At 35.0% G+C, this 24907-nt stretch carries 17 protein-coding genes and 1 other annotated feature; of the genes, 2 read left to right on the top strand and 15 right to left on the bottom strand.

The window, feature by feature from the left end:
• Positions 1 to 69 precede the first annotated feature (69 nt).
• From F7O84_RS17535 to F7O84_RS17520, 4 genes are all read right to left on the bottom strand, one after another.
• Positions 70 to 2532: a glycogen/starch/alpha-glucan phosphorylase gene (locus tag F7O84_RS17535; RefSeq protein ID WP_151148277.1), complete on the bottom strand. Its 2463-nt coding sequence runs from the start codon at positions 2530 to 2532 to the stop codon at positions 70 to 72.
• Between the two features lie 184 nt (positions 2533 to 2716).
• On the bottom strand, positions 2717 to 5845 hold the full coding sequence (gene ileS / locus F7O84_RS17530) for an isoleucine--tRNA ligase (protein WP_151148643.1): 3129 nt from the start codon (positions 5843 to 5845) through the stop codon (positions 2717 to 2719).
• A gap of 44 nt (positions 5846 to 5889) precedes the next feature.
• Positions 5890 to 6131: a binding site (T-box leader), on the bottom strand.
• A gap of 54 nt (positions 6132 to 6185) precedes the next feature.
• The gene (locus F7O84_RS17525) at positions 6186 to 6782 is read right to left on the bottom strand and encodes an MmcB family DNA repair protein (protein ID WP_151148275.1); all 597 of its coding nucleotides are present in this window, start codon (positions 6780 to 6782) and stop codon (positions 6186 to 6188) included.
• Positions 6783 to 6794: 12 nt separating this feature from the next.
• The gene (locus tag F7O84_RS17520) at positions 6795 to 8525 is read right to left on the bottom strand and encodes a methyl-accepting chemotaxis protein (protein WP_192451819.1); all 1731 of its coding nucleotides are present in this window, start codon (positions 8523 to 8525) and stop codon (positions 6795 to 6797) included.
• 318 nt (positions 8526 to 8843) lie between these two features.
• Here F7O84_RS17520 and F7O84_RS17515 point away from each other — a divergent pair, with 318 nt between their 5' ends.
• Positions 8844 to 9305, top strand: coding sequence for a hypothetical protein (locus tag F7O84_RS17515; RefSeq protein ID WP_151148272.1), 462 nt, complete (start codon positions 8844 to 8846; stop codon positions 9303 to 9305).
• A gap of 123 nt (positions 9306 to 9428) precedes the next feature.
• Here the strand turns inward: F7O84_RS17515 and F7O84_RS17510 are convergent, their stop codons facing one another.
• The 3 genes from F7O84_RS17510 to F7O84_RS17500 all read right to left on the bottom strand — a co-directional run bounded on the left by F7O84_RS17510 (position 9429) and on the right by F7O84_RS17500 (position 12707).
• Positions 9429 to 10289: a carbohydrate ABC transporter permease gene (locus F7O84_RS17510; RefSeq protein ID WP_151148269.1), complete on the bottom strand. Its 861-nt coding sequence runs from the start codon at positions 10287 to 10289 to the stop codon at positions 9429 to 9431.
• Positions 10290 to 10302: 13 nt separating this feature from the next.
• Positions 10303 to 11223, bottom strand: a complete 921-nt coding sequence (locus F7O84_RS17505; RefSeq protein WP_151148267.1) for a carbohydrate ABC transporter permease — start codon at positions 11221 to 11223, stop codon at positions 10303 to 10305.
• 107 nt (positions 11224 to 11330) lie between these two features.
• Positions 11331 to 12707, bottom strand: a complete 1377-nt coding sequence (locus F7O84_RS17500; RefSeq protein ID WP_151148265.1) for an ABC transporter substrate-binding protein — start codon at positions 12705 to 12707, stop codon at positions 11331 to 11333.
• Positions 12708 to 12890: 183 nt separating this feature from the next.
• On the opposite strand from F7O84_RS17500, the gene F7O84_RS17495 reads away from it, so the two are divergent.
• A complete protein-coding gene (locus tag F7O84_RS17495; protein ID WP_151148264.1) occupies positions 12891 to 13631 on the top strand; it encodes a helix-turn-helix domain-containing protein in 741 nt (246 codons plus the stop codon).
• Between the two features lie 53 nt (positions 13632 to 13684).
• On the opposite strand, the gene F7O84_RS17490 is transcribed toward F7O84_RS17495, so the two are convergent.
• The 8 genes from F7O84_RS17490 to F7O84_RS17455 form a co-directional block, all read right to left on the bottom strand.
• Positions 13685 to 16456, bottom strand: a complete 2772-nt coding sequence (locus tag F7O84_RS17490; RefSeq protein WP_151148262.1) for a glycoside hydrolase family 3 protein — start codon at positions 16454 to 16456, stop codon at positions 13685 to 13687.
• Between the two features lie 25 nt (positions 16457 to 16481).
• Positions 16482 to 19205, bottom strand: coding sequence for a GH36-type glycosyl hydrolase domain-containing protein (locus F7O84_RS17485; protein ID WP_151148260.1), 2724 nt, complete (start codon positions 19203 to 19205; stop codon positions 16482 to 16484).
• Positions 19206 to 19490: 285 nt separating this feature from the next.
• Entirely contained in the window at positions 19491 to 19940 is a 450-nt protein-coding gene (locus F7O84_RS17480; protein ID WP_151148257.1) for a YwiB family protein, read from the bottom strand.
• Between the two features lie 8 nt (positions 19941 to 19948).
• Complete coding sequence (gene murI / locus F7O84_RS17475; protein WP_151148255.1) at positions 19949 to 20797, bottom strand: glutamate racemase; 849 nt, start codon at positions 20795 to 20797, stop codon at positions 19949 to 19951.
• Positions 20798 to 20825: 28 nt separating this feature from the next.
• A complete protein-coding gene (gene spoIIR, locus F7O84_RS17470; RefSeq protein ID WP_151148253.1) occupies positions 20826 to 21467 on the bottom strand; it encodes a stage II sporulation protein R in 642 nt (213 codons plus the stop codon).
• Between the two features lie 54 nt (positions 21468 to 21521).
• Positions 21522 to 22196, bottom strand: coding sequence for a GntR family transcriptional regulator (locus F7O84_RS17465; RefSeq protein WP_151148250.1), 675 nt, complete (start codon positions 22194 to 22196; stop codon positions 21522 to 21524).
• 5 nt (positions 22197 to 22201) lie between these two features.
• Positions 22202 to 23074 (bottom strand): 4-(cytidine 5'-diphospho)-2-C-methyl-D-erythritol kinase, encoded by an 873-nt coding sequence (gene ispE, locus F7O84_RS17460; RefSeq protein ID WP_151148248.1) that lies wholly within the window; start codon positions 23072 to 23074, stop codon positions 22202 to 22204.
• 300 nt (positions 23075 to 23374) lie between these two features.
• On the bottom strand, positions 23375 to 24904 hold the full coding sequence (locus F7O84_RS17455; RefSeq protein ID WP_151148246.1) for a DUF3794 and LysM peptidoglycan-binding domain-containing protein: 1530 nt from the start codon (positions 24902 to 24904) through the stop codon (positions 23375 to 23377).
• Positions 24905 to 24907: the final 3 nt, after the last annotated feature.

The raw sequence follows: 24907 nt of genomic DNA, 5'->3' as shown, positions 1-24907 counted from the left end.
AAGACAGTAGATTACCTAAGAAAGCTTCAATTTTACCGCCTTTTTTAATCTACTGTCTAGTATAACCCATTATTTAGATTTTATTACAACTTTATCCAATTTCCATATATCGTTTACATATTCTTCAATTGTTCTGTCGGAAGAGAACTTCCCTGCACACGACATATTAAGAATTGCACTTTTTGCCCATTTCTTCTCATCCATATATGCAGCCATCACCCTTTGTTGCGCTTTCGCATAAGAGTGAAAGTCTTTCAAAATAAAATAGGTGTCTGCTCTTTCAGAGGAATTAGTATTTAATAATGAATCATAGATTTCTCGAAATAGCTCTGGATTTTCAGGAGCATAAAATCCATTGATTAACTGCATCAATACCTTTCGAATATCTTGATCCTGATTAAAAATATCCATTGGCTGATATCCACCTTCTAATTCATACCGGATTACTTCATCGGATGACAATCCAAATATGAATGCATGTTCTTCTCCTACCTCTTCTACAATTTCAATATTTGCACCATCCATAGTTCCAAGCGTCAACGCTCCATTTAACATAAATTTCATGTTACCTGTTCCTGAGGCTTCTTTACTTGCAGTCGATATTTGCTCGCTAACATCTGCTGCCGCAAAAATCCACTCTGCAATTGAAACTCGATAATCTTCAATAAAAACAACCTTTATCTTATTGTGAATCGAAGGGTCGTTATTGATTACGTCTGCTACTGCATTGATTAACTTGATGGTAAGCTTTGCTCTTTGATAACCTGCTGCCGCCTTTGCACCAAAAATAAAGGTTCTTGGATAGAATTCCATGTCTGGATTTTCTTTGATTTGATTGTATAAATACATGACATGTAAAATGTTTAGCAACTGTCTCTTATACTCATGAAGCCTCTTTACCTGAACATCAAAAATGGACCTAGGGTCAATTTCGATGTGATTATGCTCTTTTATAAATTTGGCTAATCTAACTTTATTTTTATATTTAATATTCATAAATTCTTGCTGTGCTTTCTCATCATCAGCATACAATGCCATCTTATGAATCTGCTTTAAATCCGTAATCCACTCTTTTCCAATGTGTTCACTCACCCAGTCAGCAAGGATATAATTGCCATGTAACAGGAATCTTCTTTGGGTAATACCATTGGTTTTATTGTTAAATTTACTTGGCATCATTTCATAAAAGTCCCGTAATGTTTGTCTCTTCAATATCTCTGTATGAAGTTTTGCCACACCGTTTACAGAATAACTTGCAGCAATGGCTAAATGTGCCATATTTACCTGCCCATCATAGATGATTGCCATATTCTTTACTTTATTTGCTTGATTTGGATATCTCATCTGTATTTCTAAAATAAAGCGTCGGTTGATTTCTTCTACAATCTGATAGATTCGTGGAAGTAATCTAGAAAATAGCTCAATCGGCCACTTTTCAAGCGCTTCTGACATTATGGTATGGTTCGTATAAGCACAAGTTTTTGTTGTCACTTCCCATGCCTCTTCCCAACTTAATGCTTCCTCATCCATTAAGATTCTCATCAGCTCTGCAACTGCTACAGTAGGATGTGTATCATTTAGTTGAAACGTCGCTTTTTCATAAAACTTTTTGATGTCAGAATGTTTACTTTTATACTTTTCGATTGCCGTTTGTACACTTGCTGATATAAAAAAATATTGTTGCTTTAATCTTAATTCTTTTCCTGCATAGTGATTGTCATTCGGATAGAGTACCTCACAAATGTTTCGTGCTAAATTTTCTTGTTCTACTGCCTTTTGATAATCTCCTTTATCAAAAGAGTCCAGTTGAAATACCGTTACAGGCTCTGCATCCCATATTCTTAATGTGTTGACAAAACCATTACCATAACCAATAATCGGCATATCATATGGAACTGCCCTAACCGATTGATACCCCTCTTGTATAAATCTGGTTCTTCCACTCGCATCTGATTCAATCCTAACATAGCCTCCAAATTTTACTATTTTAGCTCTTTCTACCATTTTTAATTCAAAAGGATTTCCATGCTCAAGCCAATAATCGGGTACTTCCACCTGAAATCCATTCTCGATTTTTTGCTTAAACATTCCAAAGTGATAGCGAATACCGCATCCATAAGCTGGATAACCAAGTGTTGCAAGAGAATCTAAAAAGCATGCTGCAAGTCTTCCAAGACCACCATTTCCAAGAGCTGCATCTCTTTCCATATCTTCTACGACATTAATATCAATTCCAAGTTCTTCTAAAGCATCTCTTACCTCTGTATAAGCTCTTAAATTAACGAGGTTGTTGCCAAGTGCTCTTCCCATTAAAAATTCCATAGAAAGATAATAAACAAATTTAGGATCTTCTTCTTCGAATCTTTTATGCGTTTCAACCCAATTATCTATGATGACACCTTTTACTGCATAACATACTGCTTGAAATACTTGCAAGGATGATGCTTCATCGATTGTTTTACGAAATAATTTTTTGACACTGTCTTTCACACTTTCCTTAAAACGTTCCTTCTCGAATTGTTCATTATACATATTCAAGCCTCCTTTTCACTCTCATTTCGCTTCATTGGCAAAAGATACAAATGGAAAAATCATATACCGTTATATAACAAAGTGCCCCAAAACAAGCTATAAAATGCATTGCATTTATGAGATAAATGCAATCGCACTTGCTTATTTGGGGCACCTCCTTTCATGAATCTGTCAAGTCACATTACTAACGTTTCTCAACACCTATCATAACTGTTTCGCCATTAATATTCCATTCTTTTACAAAACCCTTTGTCTCACCTGAGATAATTTCGAGTGCTAATACCTCACTTTTTATCTTTTCTACAAAGTTATCAAATATGCTAGCAATTTTTTCATTTTTATCATGATATACCACAATTTGATCCATGACTTCAAAGTCTGCTTCTTTTCTCATTGTCTGAATCTTACTAATTAATTCTCGCACAAATCCTTCTTCAATTAATTCTTTTGTTAAGTTTGTATCTAATACAACCGTAATTTCATTGTTACCATCGGATACATAACCTTTTGTTTGTGCCATATCAATGAGTAAATCTTCCTTCAATAGAATTACTTTTTCTCCTTCTATATCAAGTAATAGTTCACCTGTCTTATTGATTTCATCCATAGCGGCATTTCCGTTTACCTGTGTCAATGCTTGTCGAATTTGATTTAATAGCTTACCGTATTTAGGACCTACCGTCTTAAGTTGCGGTTTAAAGCTATAAGAAGTAAATTCTCTTACATCATCTGTAAATTTTACAGCTTTTACATTTAATTCCTCTCGAATAATTTCACTATAAAATTCAGTAAGTGTAAATGGTGCTTTTACAAACATATTTTGAATTGGCTGACGATTCTTTATATTTGCTGTATTTCTACAAGCTCTACCCATCACAACAATATCAAGAACTAAATCCATATTTTTTTCAAGCTCTTTGTCAATATACATTTCTTCCACTTTAGGGAAATCACACAAATGAATACTTTCTGGTGCTGTTTTATCAATACCTCTTACAAGATTCTGATAGATATCCTCTGTCATAAATGGAATCATAGGTGCTGCTGCCTTTGATATGGTAACAAGTGCTGTATATAGCGTCATATAAGCATTGACTTTATCCTGTGGCATATCTTTTGCCCAGAATCGTTCACGGCTTCTTCTTACATACCAATTACTCATATCGTCTACAAAATCCTGTAGTGCTCTAGCTGCTTCAGGTATCTTATAGTTAGCAAGACTATCATCTACGACTTTAACGGTAGAATATAATTTTGATAACAACCATTTATCCATTACCGCTAACTTATTATATTCAAGTGTATACTTTGTTGCATCAAATTCATCAATATTTGCATAAAGAACAAAGAAAGCATAGGTGTTCCAAAGAGTTCCCATGAATTTTCTCTGGCCTTCCACAACAGCCTTACCATGAAAACGATTTGGAAGCCATGGAGCACTATTAATGTAGAAATACCAACGAATGGCATCAGCTCCATATTCTTCTAATGCATCGAAAGGATCTACTGCATTACCTTTTGATTTGGACATTTTCTGTCCATTTTCATCTTGTACGTGTCCAAGAACGATAACATTCTTATAAGGAGCCTGATTAAACAGCAATGTAGATTCTGCAAGAAGGGAATAAAACCATCCTCTTGTCTGGTCTACTGCTTCGGAAATGAAATCAGCTGGAAACTGTGCTTCAAATAGCTCTTTGTTTTCAAATGGATAGTGATGTTGCGCAAATGGCATTGCTCCTGAGTCAAACCAACAATCTATAACTTCTGGTACACGTGTCATCTGTTTACCACACTGATCACATTTTATGGTAACAGCATCGATAAATGGTCTGTGAAGTTCAATATCTTCTGGACAGTTATCAGACATAGCTTTTAACTCTTCGATACTTCCAATGGAATGCATATGTCCACATTCACATTCCCATATATTAAGTGGTGTTCCCCAGTAACGATTACGGCTAATTCCCCAGTCCTGTACATTTTCTAGCCAATCTCCAAATCGTCCTTTTCCAATGTTTTCTGGTATCCAGTTAATCGTATTGTTATTACGAATTAAGTCTTCCTTAACGGCAGTCATTTTAATAAACCAAGATTCTCTTGCATAATAAATAAGAGGAGTATCGCATCTCCAGCAATGTGGATAGCTATGTTCAAAGTTTGGTGCTAAAAAGAGTAAACCTTTCTCCTCTAATGCCTTTAATACAAGGGGATCTGCCTTTTTGCAAAATACTCCTTCCCAATCTGTTTCCTTTGTCATCTCTCCTTTTGAGTCAACAAATTGTACAAACGGTAAGTCATATTTTCTTCCTACATTTGCATCGTCTTCACCAAATGCTGGGGCGATGTGTACCACTCCTGTACCGTCTGTTAAGGTAACATAATTATCACAGGTTACAAAGAATGCCTTTTTCTTTTGTTTTTCACAAGAATCAATTGCAAATGGGAATAAAGGAATGTATTCTTTGTATTCCAATTCTTTTCCTAGATATGTTTCTAATACCTCGTAATTTTCTTCTCCTAGAACTTGATTACACAACGCCTCTGCCAAATAGTAGGTATTTCCTTCGCTTTTTACCTTAACGTAAGTCTCATTTGGATTGATACAAAGTGCAACGTTTGAAGGTAGCGTCCAAGGAGTTGTTGTCCATGCTAAAATAAATGCATCTTCGCCTTTTACTGGGAATTTGGCAATCGCTGATTTTTCTTTTACATCCTTATAGCCTTGTGCTACTTCGTGAGAAGAAAGTGGCGTTCCACATCTTGGGCAATAAGGTACAATTTTAAAGCCTTTGTATAATAGTTTTTTATTCCATATTTCTTTGAGCGCCCACCATTCTGACTCAATAAAGTCATTATGATAGGTTACATATGGTTCATCCATATCAGCCCAAAAACCAACTGTAGAAGAAAAATCCTCCCACATACCCTTATATTTCCAAACACTTTCCTTACAATGTCCGATAAATGGATCTAAGCCATACTCTTCAATTTGCTCTTTCCCATCTAATCCTAGCAGCTTTTCTACTTCAAGCTCTACTGGAAGACCGTGCGTATCCCATCCAGCTTTTCTAGGAACCATATGACCTTTCATAGTCTGATAACGTGGTATCATATCCTTGATAACACGAGTTAGTACGTGTCCAATATGAGGTTTCCCATTTGCAGTTGGTGGCCCATCATAAAAAGTAAAGGTCTTACCTTGCTTACGGCTTTCCATACTTTTTTTAAATATTTCTTTTTCTTTCCAAAACTTTTCTGTTTTCTTCTCTCTCTCAACAAAGTTGAGATTGGTCGATACTTTTTCGTACAAAATAATTGCCTCCATTCTACTTATAATAAAAAATCTCCGCCCTAAAACAGGACGAAGATTGACTATCGTTATACCACCTATTTTACATACCTATAATATTTACCACTGTAAATACCTCTATACGCATTCCTGTTAACGTTGGAAATCCGTCAGAACCTACTAAGATAAACTTTTCAGTCTGCAACTTAGGAGTGATTTTCAATTAAATTTACTCGTACTGGTCTTACACCCTCACCAGCTCGCTAAAACTTTCAAAATAACTTACTATCTCCGTCATAGTCTTTTTATTTTCACTTATAACTGTGTGCCTATTATAATACTTATTGCGATTGATTGTCAATTACTTATTGCGATTTTGCTCCTTTTGATATTCCTCCATGATTTCATCCCACAACGTGTAATCCCTTTCAAACAATTCTTCGCACATTTGTCTTTTTAATACATGTAAATCAACTTTTTCTAACAGTTTTTGTTGTACAAACGCTTTGCTTTTTTGCTTATACTTTGGTAAATGATTTAATTCTAATAAATGATTCAATTCTGGTCGCCACATGAAACGAATTTGCCAGTCCATTTTTCGTTTTGGATTATCTTTTAAAGAACGCTTTTCCTCAATTACATATTCACCTTTGCTTTTATGTATTGTTATAATTCCCCAATCTGCTGGAACATGTTCTTCAATATGCTTTTCATGGGATTTTCCTATCACAATATAGTTTTTATCGCAAAATTTATTATAATCTTTTACCTGTCTTTTTAGCCGTTCATAGGTATCTGCATCGCTTTTTATCTCAATACCTACAATATGTTCTTCCATAACCATAATGATATCCGCGCGCGAGCGCCCCATCGACTTTTCTTCTATAATACGAATTTTGCCGTATCTTTCCTCTAAATAGTCAAAAAGCGGCTCTCTTATCTCTTTATCATATAGCATAAAATATCCCTTTTAATTTGCATCTTCTTGCGTAAACTTATTAGCTTCTGCTTTTAAATTACCTGCAATATCTCCTGTGGTATTAATTTCGCGCTGTACAATCTGCATGCGATTTACTAAATCACCAGTAGAACTTGCCACATTGGTGATTCCAGTTGCTGAATCCTCCACGGTTGCAGAAATCCCTTGGAAGGCTTCCACAATACCATTCATGGTTGTTTTCACATTATTTGCTTTTGCAAGGAATTGTTCCATGATTGTATTCATTGTAACAGCATCGTCGTTGTATTGCTTTCCATTCTCAACGAACTTTTCATAATCAAGGATAATATAATTATGAATAAAGTCAAGTATCTTTTCAGAACTTCCTGACAAATCAGCTACTGCATTGGTTACTTCTTCACTTAATTGTTGAATGCTATTGGCGGTATCTCTACTGCTGTCAGCAAGCTTTCTTATTTCATCTGCCACAACTGCAAAACCTTTCCCTGCCTCTCCCGCTCTTGCTGCTTCAATAGATGCATTAAGAGCAAGAAGATTCGTCTGGCTTGTAATTTCAAGTATATCACTGGTCAATTCATTTATTTTAGATACCTGTTTGCTATTTTCCACTGAATTTTTCACTACTGCACTCATTTGTTCAATCATCTCGTTGGTGCTTCTTCTACTTTCAATGGCATCTTCTTGTAGTCGATGTGCCCTATCCTTCATTTCATTTACATACTGCATATTGGAAAGTGTCTTATCGGATATATCACTGACATCTGTTTCTACATTAGCAGTCGCATGATTTACCTCTGTAATAGTTGCAGATACCTCTTCCATGCTAGCGGATAGTTCTTCCATGGTAGCAGATATATCTGTCGCATTTTCATCTACACCTTTAATTTGTAAGGACACACTATCTACAGCTTCGTTAAGTCTTACCGAATTATGGACGATGTTATTCATTACCTTTTCAAGTGTTTCTAGAAATATATTAATACCATTTACTAGCTGACCAATTTCATCTTTATTTTTAATTTTGATTCGATTAGATAGATTACATTTTTCTTCTTCTAAATCTTTTATAATGCGATCAAGTTGTTTCTTTGCTTTTACAGTCGGCTTAATAATAAGTCGATGTACAACAAGCATGCAGATCCCAATTAAAACAGCAAGAACTACCGTCATTGCAACAACCAATACAGATGTTGCCTCGTATCTTGTATTTAGCTTTTGTACAGCTTCATCCATAAAGGTATCATTGTTGCTCTTCATATCCGTTAATTGTCCCTTTATCGCTTCTGAAGTGGTATTGAATTCATCTAGCAATGTTTCAAGTTCTGCTTGACTCGCTCCTGCATTCTTAGCTGCCATAATCCTGCTAACCACACTAATGTAGGATTTAACTGAATCATTGATACCAGTTAGTTTCTCTAGTTCTACATCTGATTTATTTATTTTAAACATCTCTAATGAGTTAGCTACCTTTCCCAAATCTGAAGATATCTTACTTGAAAGCTCTGATGTTTTATCCGATGAATCTGAGTAGATGAAACGATATACATTACTTTGAGATCCTTCTAATACACTGGTAAAGGAAAATATATTATTAAATTCAGTTATTTGTGTAACTGAAATATCTTGTATTCCCTCATTAACTCCAGACATGCTTTTGTTTACAAGCAATCCTAATAATAAAACAGCAATAAATTCAAGTATAAAAAAGCTAAAAATCTTAACACTTAGTTTTTTATTCATATTTATCTCCTCTCTTTTGTAAATAATTTTTGCTATGTACATTTTACCATATTCCAAGGCTATATTGCACTTGTTTTTGTCCTAATTATACATATTTCAAGCAACTTCGTAAAATTTTAACCCTTTTTCGTAAAATATTACACATTTCTTTCTTTTGATTATTTACGTCCTTGGCAATGCCTAAAAAACCAAACCTTGCGCTTTGAAAACTTGATTTGAAACTCTTGAACTTTGCTACAAACAATGCTACAATATACAGTACGTCAGTATGTTTATCACCGCGATTACAGCTGATGTAGGTTAACTTAAGGAGGATGTATCGTGGCATTTAAAATTTTAATAATTGTTTTACTTGTTCTGATTGCGGTATTAGTTGGCTTATACTTTCTTGGAAAACGTCTTGAGAAAAAACAGGCAGCACAACAGCAACAAATCGAATCAGCAGCACAGAATGTTACCATGTTAATTATTGATAAAAAGAGGATGAAGCTTAAGGAGGCTGGATTGCCTTCCGTTGTATTAGAACAGACACCTAGGCTACTTCGTGGTTCAAAATTACCTATTGTAAAAGCAAAAGTTGGTCCTAAGGTTATGACCTTAATATCAGATGAGAAAATTTTTGAATTAATACCTGTTAAAAAAGAGGTTAAAGCAGTTGTAAGTGGGATTTATATCACAAGTGTAAAGGGTGTTCGTGGACCTTTAGAGGCCCCACAAAAGAAGAAAGGTTTCTTTAAGCGAATGACCTCTCGATTTACGAAGACAGAAAAGAGTAAATAAAAACATTTATTCATATACTTTATTGAATCAAAAAAGGTGTTAGAAACCTAACACCGAAACAGTTGACAAACTACCAAAAGCGCAAGCTCAAAGTAGTTTGTCTTTTATTTTATTAAAGCTTGTTTAACCCTTCACGCTTCCTAGTGCAACCCCTTGCACAATGAATTTGGAGAGAATTAAATATACAACGATTACTGGGAAAATTGAAAATGCTACCATCATATACAATTGTCCCATATCAAACTTGGTAAAATCTGCACTTCGTATATAGGCAATCCACAAAGGCAATGTCTTCTTTGTAGCCTTTGTAAGTACCAGCGATGGAGTAAAATAATTGTTCCAGCTTCCAGCAAAGCCAAATATGGCCTGCACCGCTAATGCGGGCTTTAACAAAGGAATGATGATGGTATTAAAAGTATAAAATTCATTTGATCCATCTATACGAGCCGCCTCTATTATTTCAAGAGGAAGGGAGCTTTCCATATATTGCTTCATAAAAAAGAATACAGCAGGTGCTGCAATAGCAGGCACAATCAAAGGAATAAAGCTTTCCTTTAAATCCATAGCGGTAATTAATTTTACAAAACCAAGTGCACCAACCTGAGTGGGAATTGTCATAATCAATAGAATAAAGTTAAATGCAAATTTTTTATATTTAAAATCATATACATGAATTGCGTATGCTGTCATGGAAGAAAAATACACTGAAAGCATTACTGTGCACGTAGAGACAATAATACTATTTATCATTCCTCTCACAATTAAAATCGTTGTATTGTTGATTACATTATTAAAATTTCGTGCAAATGATCGGCCAGGTAGCAAAGAAAATCCTCTTTGAATATCCACGTGCGCTCTTGTTGCATTGTTAAATAACATATAAAAAGAGAACAAACTAATAATTGCTAAAATAATTAATATGATATAGCTGATTGCTCGCCTAATCTGAAGGCTAATGGAAGCCTTTTGATTTGTTTTTTTCATTTCTACCACCTTCCTACTTCTCTCTTTGGCCTGTAATCGCTTTGAACACCCATATACTTAATGTCCCGGTAACAAGAAACAATATGACAGAAAGCGCTCCAGCCATACCATAATTTTTACTATACAAATGATTATTTAGATACATAATTAGTGTCATAGTGGTTCGATCTGGCCCTCCTTTTCCATTGGTTAGAATCTGAGGGAGGTCAAACATTTGAAGTCCACCGATTAGTGAAGTTATTATAACATATGCAAGTATTGGCTTTAGTAATGGCATTGTGATTTTAGAAAATACTTGCGAAGGTGTGGCTCCATCTACTTCTGCTGCTTCAAACAAAGCGGTATCAATTCCCATCATACCTGCCATTAAAAGTATCGTTGTATTACCATACCACATTAAGAAATTCATAAGAGCAATCAAGCCTCTAGCTCCTGCCGTTGAGGACATAAAATGAAATGGCTCTTTTATGATTCCTGCATTCATTAGTATTAGATTAATTGGCCCATTATTAGAAAACAATGCAAAAAACAGCATTGCAAAGGAGGAGGCCATAATTAGATTTGGCATATATATTACAGTTTTAAAAAAACCGGAACATTTTAATTTTAGTCTTGTATCGGTAAACCATGCTGCTAAAATCAAAGAAATTACTATCTGGGGAACAAATCCAAGTACCCACAAAATAATAGTATTTTCAAAATACTTTAGCAAATCGCCTTCCGTAAATAGCTTTATGTAATTATCAAATCCAACAAATGTTGGTCCAATTTCTTTTAGACCTGACATATAGTTTTCAAAGAAACTATAGTAAAAGGTAGATATCATTGGTATAAACGAAAACACACCGTAAACAAGAAAGAACGGTATTAAAAATAGATATCCCCATTTTTTATAACTCACATGTTTTGTCTTGTTTTTATTAGAAGCTGTCATGATTTTTCTCCTACTCCTAGTAAGCTAGGAAAAGTAAAAGGCATTCTTTTTATGTCAATTTCCTTGAACTCCTTTTACTTAACCATACTTACTTTTAATGAATTTTATTATTTCGTCAGCTCAGGATATTTTTCAATTGCTGATTGATAGAAGTTTTCCAATGCGGTTTGTTCATCCACATTTCCTTCAAAATACTCATGCATTGTCTGCTGTAAAGCTTCATTTAGTCCCTGATCATAATCGCTTATGTTGCTCATATCAATCTTTTTTGCTGCCTCTGCAAACAGTGCAATGTGATTTTGACCTCCTAAGAAGTCTGAGGAATAATCGCTACTTGCAATCTCGTTCATGGCAGCCTCATTATTGGTATAATCTTGCGTATCTAGAGTTATCTTCTTCATGGTTTCTGCATCACAGGTCAATCGATACATCATGTCTTTAATAAAAGATATATTATCCGTTCCCTTAGCGGCGCAAATCCAAGTTCCACCCCAATAATATGCTTGTGGGCCTTCACATACTGCATAATCTCCAAAGATTCCATTACCAACTGCCTTCTCCCCTTCTGCATCTGCAAGAGAATTACCTAACAAGGTGAAGTTGATTCCCCACGTGGAGTAGAAGAATCCAAATACCTTGCCATCTGGTCCTTGGTCTGCACTCCATTCAGGAGCCCACAATGTAGTTTTATTATTATAGCCTTTGTCCGTATATGTTTTTGTTTGTTTCACCCAATTCATGATATTATCATCTACCACAATTTTATTAGCCTCTACCCATGGAGTAGATACATTATTTGAAAAAGCTCGAAAGGAATCATCATATCCTGAAAGCATAAAATATCCTGCATCCTTCATCTTAGAAGCAACTTCATCAAATTTTGCCCAGTCACTAAGCTTTTCTTGTACCATAGCAGGATCATCCGTTCCAAGTACTTCTTTCGCAATCGATCGTCTATAGGCAAATAAACCAGGGGTCGCTTGCCAAGTCGTTCCTTTTTGTACCCCATCTACGGTAACAATATCTTTTGTATATTGATATTGTTGTGAAAGGTCATCTGCTGTTAATCCAACATCACCCACTACATCAAGTGCATATTCAGACTTTGTATATTTGCTTGCATAATCTGCTTCTACTAAGAATATGTCTACTTTATCGTCACTAGCCGCCGATTCCTGTGCTTGCAATGCAGCATCTAGGTTATTTTGATACGCATTGTTTTCATTTGCTACAATCACAAAATTAACTGTGACACCATGTTTTTCCTCTAAGTCTTTTGCATATGCTTCATAACGACTTTTAAATTCATCATTCCAACAATAAATATTAACAACCTTGCCTTCCTCTAAAGAAGACGACGCATTTTCAGCTTGAGTACTTGCCTTCCCTTCTGTTTGCGTTGATGCATCTGTACCTCCACATCCAGCTAACATAGTTGCCATTACAGATGCAGCTAACATAATACTTAACACTTTCTTTTTCATGAAATATTCCTCCCAACATTTTTCATAAGATAAATTTTTGTAAAAAATATGTTATCTTTACTTCGCTTATAGTGCTTATCATATAGCGTTTTGCAGGTAAAATATATTAAATCAATTGCAAAAATATCAGATTCATGTCATAATATATTTTATAGTAAGACAAGGATTATGGAGTACTGAACTATGAATTTACGTAAAGAGTGGTATCAGCATGAGCTAACCGAAAGAGAGTCAGCGGCTTTACACATGCCTTTAGAAGATGAATATTCCTTTTATCAAGCGGTTAAGAATGGAGACATGGATTTTGTTCGTGCAAATTGCGAACAAGGTGCTTTTACTAACTCCGAAGGAATGGGTATCTTATCTAAGAATCCTTTGACAAATATTAAATATCATTATGTGATTACAGTTGCTATGATTACCAGATATTGTGTAGAAGGCGGTATGGAATTAGAGCAAGCTTATCGATTAAGTGACTTTTATATACTAAAGATGGACTCTTGTACAACAATCGAAGCCGTTGCCCAGTTACACAATGATATGGTTTTAGATTTTACTGGAAAAATGCTTTTACTTCAAAAAAATGCTATTATATCAAAATCAATCGTACAATGTACGAATTACATCTATAATCATCTTCACGAGAGGATTACCCTCAAAGACCTTGCAATACATACTAAGCTTTCCGAAAGTTATCTGTCAAAGCTTTTCAAGAAGAATATCGGTATTTCAGTCAGTGATTACATTCGTGAAAAAAAAATAGAAAAAGCAGAGAACTTATTAAAGTATTCTAATTATTCCTTCATAGACATTGCGAATTATTTGTCCTTTTCCTCGCAAAGTCACTTTATTCAAGCCTTTGAAAAACAAGTTGGTTTAACCCCGAAAAAGTATCGTGATAAATACTATCAGTCTACTTGGTAAACCAAATATGATAAGAAGGTGTTCAAAACAATCCATGTTTTGAACACCTTTTTTTATTCTACTTCTTTTATAATCTCAATACGATTAATCGTAACACCATGCTCCTTGCATACCAGTTTAATATAGTGATATTTGCCTTTGATATAGCCAATTTTTTCAGTTACTAAGATTGTTTTTCCTTCTGTTCCTTGTATGGATATAGTTCCTCGATAGATATTATCAAAGTAAACAGAAATTGGAATTTGAGCTAATTTTGAAAGACTTGTTGTTATCTCAAGTAAAATGGAATAGTTTGCTTCACCTGCTGTCGTGATACCAAAATTAATAATGTCTTTGAATTGAATCGTTTCATCAATGCAATCAAGAATCAGCCTTCCAGTTTCTAAATCCACTGGAAAATACTCGGTGATCTCAGGTGTTGTAGCAACATCCTCTCCCTCATTAAAATCTTCAATATCATCTAAGTTCATTTTCCCTAATTCATGTAACATTGCAGGCGATTGTAATATAAAGTTTAAAATGTTTTTTGCATTTCTTTGTAAATCACTTCTGGTAATTACTCCACATTCTAACTCTTCCTTTAGATTATCAATCTCTTCCTCTTCGTGTGCATCTTGACACACCATATAGATATCGTTTTGTGCCAAGACCATGGCCGCTCGATTGGTCTTTTGATCTTCTTGCCCTTCCCAATTTGCACTTGCCCACCAATCCGTCATAGCAATGCCATCAAAGTTCCATTCTTTTCTTAATATCACGGTACACAAATCAAAATTACCTGCTGTCCAAATTCCATTTACAGGACCATAGGTTGTCATAATTGCTCTGGCATGCCCTTCTTTCACTGCTATTTCATATCCCTTTAGATATATCTCTCGAAGTGCTCGCTCAGATACCACCGCTTCAACCACACATCGGTCTTGTTCTTGATTATTTGCACAAAAGTGCTTCATTGTACCCGTCACCCCAAATTCATGCATAGCTTTTAATTGTACAGCAGCTATTTTGCCTGTCAGAATTGGGTCTTCTGAAATATATTCAAAATTTCTTCCATTTAGGGGATTTCTATGAATATTAATACCTGGACCTAATATGGTATCCACTTTATTCTTTAGGAGTTCTATCCCAACCATTTGGAAGAGCTCTTCTATTAAGGTGAGATTAAACGTACAACCAAGTAAGGTTCCATTCGGAAGAGAAAATGCGAAAGCACCACTATCCATACGTATTCCTGATGGTCCATCTGCACAGCAAGCAACTGGTATCCCAAATTCACGAAGACGAGGAGTCACCCCTCCAAATGCTCCTGCTGTTCCAGGAGTTACCTTGGGACTACACATACCTTCTCCTCGATGCAGACACCTTAAATCTTCTTCTGATAATTGTGCAATGAATTGCTCCATGGTAACCTTTTTCTCAAAAACATCCACCAAACGATAGCCCCTATCACCTGTATAGGCAATTTCAGACGTCCTAAGATCTTTTATTCTTTCTTTTATATCAATTTTTCGAACAGGAACACGATCCCATGCCATTGCATATGTTTTGGTTTTGCTCTCTTGTAACTTAAATCGTTCAAAACATTCTACTGGTGCACATGCTTCTTGTAATTGCTCTAATATCACTTCTTTTTGAAAAAAGCTTCCACAATGTGATGCGCTTCTTACGTCTGCTCCAACGTAAACGTCATAGTCCCCCTCTTCCAAAAGTAGACAAGACAAATGACCTGTTATCCCAGCGTCATCATAAGATGCAAAATATGATTTTGGACAATCAATTAGTAATTCTTGCGATTCTTCTGGCTTTAATACCCTTGTTTTTCCAAATCCAACAAGAACACGTAATGGCTTACCTAGCTTACCTTGTGGTGCTTTTATATAAACTTGTACAACTTCTTTTCCTGGTTTCTTTCCAGTATTTTTTACCATCACTGCCACGCTAACTTTATCTTCTTTTACTTCTTTGATATTGGCAGTGATATCAAAGGTTGTATAGGATAAACCAAAGCCAAATGGATACAATACCTTCTCCTTGGCACAGCTTTCAAAGTAGCGATATCCTACATAGATATCTTCTTTATAATAATTTTTCTTACTATCTCCAAAGTACGCACTGCTTGGATAATCTGTAATATCATAAGCGATGGTATCTGTAAGCTTTCCACATGGATTTACCTGCCCTGTTAATACGTCAACAACACCATTTCCACCTTCTTGACCACCCTGCCACACATACATTAATGCAGAGGGGTGATATTCCTCTACCCATTTCATGTCAATAATATTAGATACATTCAATAAAACTACCGTACGCTCAAAGGCTTTGCTTACTTTTGAAATCATATCCTTTTCAATATCTGTTAATAAATAACTACCTGCTTCGTTTTTATTGTCTTGATCTTCTCCAGCTGTTCTTCCAACGATTACAACGGCAACATTGCTATCCTTTTTTGCTAGCGCTATTATTTCATCTGATATCGGCATTTCTTTTTGCGACCATGGTACTGTGCCCCAACCATTTCCTTCATCAATTGGGTTTTCTTTGATCCATTTCTCATATATTTGAAGTAACGGTTCATGTATCGTAATGCCTTTATATGCTTTTAGTGCATCTAGTATACTAACTACATATTTTGTATTGACCAATCCTCCTGATCCTACTCCACTTTTATAATAATAAGATGCACAACGCCCAAAAACAGCAACCTTATCCCCCGTTCTAAGAGGTAATGTCTCATTTTCATTTCGAAGTAGAACGCATCCCTCTGCTGCTGCCTGTCTTGCTATTTTGGCATATTTTTTAAGACTATAATCATATTTCTTCATTTTTCTTTCTTCCTCCAAGTCAACTTCATTTGCATTCTGCCTTTGATATTTTCGTTAGAAACACATCAATCTTATGAAGACTTGTTCCTAATTTTTGAAGTTCTTTTTTTGATAAACACGCTTTGCCATTGCTGTTATCGAAAAGAATTGTTTCGTTACATACTGCACGTTCTATCCGATAGCTACCATATGTAAGATGCATTGGATTGTAAAATGAGATTTCAAACTGTCGTTCACTAAATGTGAGTGAAATCGATGCAATCCCTTCTTGATCAAATTGCTCTTTTAGCAGTTTTGGTTCAATGATTAAATCTCCCATCTCACCGCGAACACCAAACACTTGGGTAATCATGGTTAACATATACCAGCTTGCAGCTCCCGTCAGATATGGATACATCCCTCTTCCAACGTCATTAAAATACTCTGGAATTCCAGGATACATTTTACTTGTGTTAAAATCCATAGCCGTATCAGCTAATGATTGTAATGCTTGAAAGCCTTCTTTTACAAAGCCTTGCTTATAAAGAGCATTGGCATACATGACCGTCATGTGAGAAAAGACTGCACCGTTTTCCTTCTCTCCATATGCAAATCCAAACATTCTTCCAAGATCAAACTTTTCTTCGTAGAAATTAGTATTTAAGCGATAGCCACCTATATCTTTCTGATACAAGTAAGTATCTGCACTTTTACAAATCGCTTTTATCTGCTCTTTTTGAGCTGTACCACTCATGATTGCAAATACTTGTCCCGTCAGCATCATTCTAACATTTTTATCAAAAACGCCTTCTACCTGCCTTCCATGGTTATCATAATACCCATTAAACCAGCCATGACCCAAAGAGTCTTCTACCCATTCAGATGTTTTAATATGCTCCATCATCCAGTTCGCCTTACTTTCAAGGTCATCAATGATTTCTTTGATTGCAATGTTTACCAAGGAACCACTGATAGTATGCTTGCATATCTGTCCATAGACTTGTAACAGCTTTTGCTTTTCGATCGGGTTTTCATATAATTCCTTGGAACAATTCAAAAGCATTACAATTTCCTTGGAAAGAACTATGGTATCTACTTTTAGCATCTTTTTGTATTCTCGTAGGTAATTGGCTAAATCCTTAAAATTACCTGCATACGCACAGGTAAAAGCTACGCTTTCCCCTTTTTGCTCTGCCATATCGAGTGCATCATTCCAATCCGCACCTCGCATTCTGATATGATTGTGTTCTCCTACCTCGTAAAAAGCGGTTAAATTCTGTAGTAAAAGATGCTCTAACACACTTCCATAGTAGATACTACCATCCAAACACTTTTGCTTCATACCGTAAGAATCATCCCATATCTCATCTTGACTTGTTCCACGTAGTATTTGTTTATCCTTAAAGTAAGGTACTTTTTCATTTAGTATTTCTATGTCACCCGTTTGGTCAATGTATAATTTTGTTGTTAGAAAAGGCCAAAAGCCGTGATCCATCCATACCCTTGTAATGTTGTTTCGATCTGCAACAAACTCACCTTGTTTATTCCCAATAATGGTCGCATTGGTTCCATCCATACGTACACCACCAAAATTGCTAACAATCATATCACGTACACCAGATGGGTTCATAATTAAAAGTGCCAAGCAATCCTGCCATAAGTCGCGCCAGCCTCTTCCCCCTTTTCCATAATCATGATAAGGCAAGAAAGAGCAACCATACATTCTTCTTAAAATAGGCTGGAAACTAATCCATCTAAGATAATGATCATAGTTCTCATCACTGGTATGGTATTTGACATTTACTTTTTCTTGGTAATACTCTTTTACTTTCTGTAGTGCATCTTCTACTTTTTCTTTCGTCTGAAAGCTTAACATTGCCTGCTCAATCTTTTTGCTGTCTGTGGTAGCTCCAATTAAAATTGTATAAGAAACCTTTTGCTTTGGCTCTAAGGTTATCTTTTGAAATCGAATTCCCCCTAATGCCTCTTTTCCCTCAAAGCTTTCTTCTGCCGCTATTCCTTCTATGTCCTCTCGTATTGCCAAGGGATTCGTAAAGCTTCCTCCTTCTCCTAAGTAATCATCTACAATTGGATAAAAAGAAGTTGGGTTTTCTCCTTCCCCTGTTACACCACATACATAGTAAATCATTTTATTTTGTTGATGCCCTCTCTCATCAAAAGAAAGGGTTGGTTTGACCAATACCCCAGACTTATTTGTAGAAATTCGATGTAACAAGGAAGTGACATGTCTATGATCTCTAATGTTATCTGCACTTCGCCCATAGATTGGTATAGCAGCAATTGGGGTTATAGTTTGCTTTTCTTCACTCTTGTTACATATCTCCACCTGCATAACTTCCAAGTTATAATCAAGCGGAACAAAAGAGGTAACCTTTGCCTCTAATTGATATTTAGAAGATATTCTTTCTATCCTATGCCACATAAAACCTGCAAAAAGTCTACTCTTATCCTGCTCTTTTGTAAACTTTTTATATTCTTCTTCTGCTGATTGTCCAGTCACAGACCAGTTACCAACACCCTCCACCATACACCAGAAATTTCTACTAGAACGATTATTATGAAGGTTTTCTACACTAACAGGTTCTAATAGAAATGTATTTTGATCTATTTTACTATCTCCACCTAAATTAGGTGTAATCGAGCTTTTGATTTTGTTTTCACCTGCAATTGGAAAATACAAATAGCTATAATTTTCAGGCTGTTCCATTGTAAAGTCACCGCATTCATTTAAAAAACGTATTGCTTTCATTTCTTTCTCCTTCTATCTGTTTCAAATAATATCTAATTTCCTATCCATCTTTCTGCAAATAGGCTCGATTCTTCTCCATATTACTTGATGCATTTAAAATATAAAATCAAATTCATATGAAAAATATCAGATTCATGACCTATCTTCTTTTCTTATATTAGTTCACATAAAAAATGCCCTACTGCAAATTATGCAGTAGAGCTTATCGTCTTTTCTATCTTAAATTTGTTTGAATCTTATTAAATTTATCCACAGTAGGGTGCTTACTTTTTTGTTCGTAGGTTTCTACAGCACAAAATCCTTTGCATCTTTGGATTTTATATTAATGGAAATCTGACAATCTGCCAAGTGTTCATAATTAATATCGAGTGCATATTCAACACGAACCGCTATGTTTTCATCCTGCTCTTCTATCTTAACGTCTTTTGCAAAGATACCTATCATAAGATTACCATATGGAGTATTATAACAGGTTATATTTTTCTTGTTTTTTTCAAATACCATATGTACATTGGTTACGCCTTGCTTCATAATGTCTAAGGTATTATCTGTGATTTTAACTGTGTTTTTCGTACTGCCTTCAAAGCCTTCCATCATCTCATGAAACAATACATAATGCTTATTATTTCTTTTATAATACTCTCCAACTGTAATCACTTCAACTGGATCAGGCGCTTGTGTTTCCAGACTATCAAATTGCAGTCCACAAATACTTAGTATTACATCTTTTGTCATATACTCACCTAAAAGTCTTCTATATTAATTAATTTCGTAGTTTCAATATCATAGGGTAAAATTGAATTAGCAAACTGTTTAAACTTATCTGCTGCATCACTTACATAAAATTCATAACGCGAACTATCATTTATCTGGTTGCTTGTATTTATCATGTCATGCTCTTCCAATAAAGCTTTTAATTCAAGGGCAGTTTCGTAAGCTGGATTTACTAAAGTAACATCTTCTCCAATCATTTTTCTGACCGTTGAACGAAGCAAGGGGTAATGCGTACATCCTAAAATTAACGTATCAATTCCCGATTCCTTTAGTTCACTCAAATATCTTTTTGCTACTTCATCTGTAACACTATCTTTTATCCAATTTTCTTCAACCAATGGAACAAACAACGGGCAAGCTTTTCCAACTACAGTGATATCTTTCTTTCTTTTATGTATAAACTCTGAGTAGATTCCACTATTTATTGTCCCTTCCGTACCTATCACTCCGATTTTTCCATTATTGGTTGCATCGACCGCTACTTTCGCACCTGGTTTTACCACACCAATTATGGGGATATCGAGTTCAGTCTCTATGGTATCCAAAGCATATGCACTGGCAGTATTACATGCCACTACGATTGCTTTTACTTTTTTTGTCCTAAGAAACCGAATAATCTGTCTGGAATAACGAATAATCGTATTTTGAGACTTACTACCATATGGAACTCTTGCAGTGTCTCCAAAATAAATAATACGTTCATTTGGCATTTGCCTCATGATCTCTCTAGCTACCGTCAATCCGCCCACGCCAGAGTCAAAAACACCGATTGGGGCTTCTTTTATTGCCTCATCTATTTCACGAATGCTTAAGGTCATTTCATCCTCCATTAAAATCTCTGCCTTACTAGTTGTTTAGGAATTTCAAATATTTAAAGGATATTTTTGTATTGTTACCTTGTAAGAGCATATGATATTCATCTGGTGTAAGCATTCCCTCTAATGTTTCCTTAACCTCATCGTTAACAACTGCGTAGCTTCCCTCAACAAAGCAAAGATTTGGATACATCACACACCACCAGTTTCTGCCTTCTGCTTTTCCAAGTTTTATTTTTAAAGCATCATAATATCCCGCTGGAAATATGAGACTGCCATATTCTTTGATTGGAAAATAACAATTTTCAAATTCCGCACTTACATTATATTCATATCCTTCTTTTTCCACAACATCCAAAGCAAAATTTTTAATATTTTCCAAATTATTTTCTAAAATATCTCGTGTTGTACTTAAATCTTCTGTTCCCGTTAACAATGTTTTCATGTATTTTAATGTTTCGTTTTTCACTTTCATTTTTAATTGCTGTGATTCATCCGTATCATTATCTGCTATCACATGAAAACGTATAATTTTTTGTGCAAGAGTACTTTGTAACTTTTGCATACTGTATGTATTACTTACATTTGCTTTACTAATATATACTTGGCTTGTAAGTGTAATGCCAATTATAACAACTAATAAACTAATTATGATATGATTTTTTTTCTTCATTTATCAATACCTCCCTATGGAATATAGTGGAAGTATTGACAATATTATTTGAATCTATTCGTTACTTTTAATACTATTTATCACAGTCATCTCTTGATTGTCTATGTGGTTACAGATTGTATACGTTGCTTTTTCTTTATCATGGTTTTTCAAAGACTCAATTATTGTCTCATGTTCTTCAATCAATCTTAGATGGCTGCTGTAATCCTTAATGTACTCAATTCGATAACGATACATCTGCTCGCGCAAATTATTTAGAATTAAAATTAATTTTTCATTTCCAGTCGCATTATAAATAACATCATGAAAATTCACATCTGCTTCTGCAATTGCGGTTAGCTCCTTTGAAGAGATGGCTTTTTTAAATTCTTCTAATGCCATTTGTAGTTGTTCAATCAAATCCTCCGTTATTCTATCACAGGCGATTTCCATTGCCAATTCTTCTAACGCCTTTCTTACTTCTAATACATCCCGTAAGCTTTTTTCAGTGATTTTAGCAACCTCTGCTCCCTTTCTTGGAACCATAGTAACCAATCCTTCTAGTTCCAGCTTACGAATGGCTTCTCTGATAGGAGTTCTACTTACCCCTAGTCTTTGTGCAAGCTGAATCTCCATAAGTCTCTCACCTGGCTTTAATTCTCCTTTTAAAATAGCTTGTCTTAATGTATTGAATACAACATCCCTAAGTGGAAGATATTCATTGATATTTACCTTTAATACGTCGTTCATTTTACTTACCTCCTATTATTATATACACTCGTTAGATACGTTTGTTTTACTTGGTTACTAGAATTTAAAATTAAATGGGCTTTTTGAGCCTTTTCATACTCTGTAAAAATTCCAAATACAGTAGGTCCACTACCGCTCATCATTGCGTTTATGGCACCATTCTCCTGCATAATATTCTTAATTTCTTGAATGACTGGATACTCTTTTATTGTGACTTCTTCGAGCACATTTCCCATCCGTTTTGTAATGTCAGTTAAATTTCCTTCTTCAATTGCTTCTACCATTCCATCAATATCTGGATGAACTTTTATTTCATCTACTTTCAAATTCCCATATACGAACTTTGTCGATACACTAATTCCAGGTTTTGCAATTAATATGTAACATTTCGGCATTGGTTTTAAAGGGGTTAATTTTTCTCCAATCCCTTCTGCAAGGGCAGTTCCTCTCATGATACAATACGGAACATCTGCGCCTATTACTACTGAGCGCTCCATAAGCTGTTTTTTGCTAAGCCCCAGTTTAAATAACTTATTTACCCCCATCAACACTGCGGCAGCATCAGAACTTCCTCCTGCCATACCTGCTGCAACTGGGATATATTTTTCAAGATCTATGCTAACACCTTGCTCAAGCTCAAATTCGTCCATCAGAAGTTTCGCAGCTTTATAAACAAGGTTATTTTCATTATTCGGTAAATAATATAAATTCGTTTTTACCTTTATCGCATTCTCTTTTATTTTTTTTATAGCAATCTTATCATACATATTGATCGTCTGCATAATCATACGCACTTCGTGATAGCCGTCTTCTCTTTTACGAACAACATCTAGGCCAAGATTAATTTTGGCAAGTGCTTTTAATTTGATTTGTTCCATTACTTTCCTCCAGTGTTAATGTCACAATTTATTGTATTCTGTATACATTATAAACATTTTTTTTAAAAATTGCAATGTTTGTAATATACTAATTTCCGACATTGTTCTCTTATTTTCTATCAAATTACTATAACCAATTTAGTAAAGGGGGGATTACAGACACTTTGGGGCCTAAAAATGCTGATTTTCTTAAAATGTATCATTTTAGAAAATCAGCATTTCATGCATTATATAGTATAAATAAACATGTAATCTATTTTGATATCTATTACGATCAGAGCCATTTACAAAAACATTCTATTATATGCTCTTTACAATAAGTAAGCTATCTCCTACTTTAATAGAATCACTCGTAAGATCATTGGTTTCCTTGATTTTATCCACCGTTGTGTAATATTTCTTAGCCAATTTCCACAAGGAGTCATCTGCTTTTACAACATATCCCACAATTCCTGGTAAAGCTTCAAGTTTTGAATAATCAAGTGGCTCTTGTTTTACATCTGTTATAATTTCTTCAGACAATCTATTTAATACTAAGGCATTTAAATTAACGATTGCTTTTACTTCTACCTCTTCACTGTCTATCATCGTACTATTGAGTTGGTCGATGTCTGCCTTGATATGGTAAATAGAGTCCTCATTTATTCCTTTTGCTTCTATAATATGATTAAATGGAATCATGCCTTTCATTACGTTAAATGGCATATTATCATCTGCCGTTATGTACAAAATCGCTACTTCTATTACACCCTCTACACTTACCGCATCTTCAACTGGAATTGTTTCATCAATTTTTACATTACCTGTTGTATGGCAAAGTTGAAGGATTCTTAGTTGGTTATTTGGAATCTTTTGTTTTTCCGTTACTCGTGTCTTGGCAAAATTCTTTACAACCAAACTCTCAAAATTTCCAACTTGGGTAATTGGTGTTAACTCCATTTGAGGTGAATAAACATCTTCCAGGATATCAACATGATTTTCTTCATATAATTTAATATCAAGATTCAAAGCACCATCAATATTAATCAGTCTTTGTTCTCCATCATAATCTGGTTTTGCTTCAATGTCTAAATGCTCAAATGAGAGTTCAATATCAGCTATCATATCTTCTAGGCAGTCACTACAATCAATATTTCCGCTAAATGGTATCACTTCTTCTACAAAATGAAGCGAGCGTTCTTCATCTTCTCCCTTATAGAGAACAAAAACAGCCAAATCTCCTTTTATAGAAATTCCCTGATCCATTAGTCTGATTTCTACGTTTCTTAGCTGTGCATTCGTCCAAACAATTTCATAGATATTAGGTTTGTTTTGATTGATTGCTATTTCATCTTTGATTCTAAAAATATCTTTCTTATTCACGGCAAGCTCGACAATATCTAGTCCTTTTTTGCGACTTTGTACCTCATCCTCACTTACAATATCAACCGTAGTTTCTTCATCCATGATTTGTTCAATCGATAGAACAAAGGTTACAATTGCTTTTACACTAATCTTTCTAGAGTTAATTGTAGATACATTAAAATCTTCTGTATCCCACTTCATCTTAATACTGTCACCATCCATAGCACCTTCTATGTTAATGGTTTCTTCAAACGGTATCTCGCCAGATAAACTTTGAATTCTCTCGTCTGGAGAATCACTCACATACAGTATCTTGAATTTTAGTTTGCCTCTTACCACGGCATGCCCATCTGCTGCTTTTACTTCTGTAATTACTATTTCACTGGAGTCTTGTATAATATTCATGACATCTGCTTTACTATCAGGAACATTATAATCATCCTCTAATGTAATCTGATTTACAGCTTTTCCTTTTAATCCGTTCATATG

Origin of the sequence: Candidatus Galacturonatibacter soehngenii, assembly GCF_008830185.1 — a bacterium.
Taxonomy (GTDB): Bacteria; Bacillota; Clostridia; order Lachnospirales; family Lachnospiraceae; genus Lachnotalea; species Lachnotalea soehngenii.
Note: the sequence above shows the minus strand (reverse complement) of the source record. Positions and strands in the feature narration are given on the sequence as shown.